2 tRNA genes are annotated in these 278 nt (G+C 54.3%); both read right to left on the bottom strand.

Annotated features, from left to right (window positions below):
• Positions 1-40 precede the first annotated feature (40 nt).
• Positions 41-125, bottom strand: a tRNA-Leu gene (locus EOE67_RS20450).
• 27 nt (positions 126-152) lie between these two features.
• Positions 153-237, bottom strand: a tRNA-Leu gene (locus EOE67_RS20445).
• Positions 238-278 lie beyond the last annotated feature (41 nt).

The raw sequence follows: 278 nt of genomic DNA, 5'->3' as shown, positions 1-278 counted from the left end.
ATTGTGGATACAAAAAAACCAGCTAAAAAGCTGGTTAATTTGGTGCCTAGGGGGGGACTCGAACCCCCACGCCGCGAAGCGCTAACACCTGAAGCTAGTGTGTCTACCAATTCCACCACCGAGGCATGTGTTCTATTTTTTTGTCTGCGACTTGGTGCCTAGGGGGGGACTCGAACCCCCACGCCGCGAAGCGCTAACACCTGAAGCTAGTGTGTCTACCAATTCCACCACCGAGGCATATGCCGCCGACGCCGTGCATATTATGCGGCAGCTGCGAT

This window comes from Rheinheimera riviphila, from assembly GCF_004005945.1.
Classification (GTDB): Bacteria; Pseudomonadota; Gammaproteobacteria; order Enterobacterales; family Alteromonadaceae; genus Pararheinheimera; species Pararheinheimera riviphila.
Note: the sequence above shows the minus strand (reverse complement) of the source record. Positions and strands in the feature narration are given on the sequence as shown.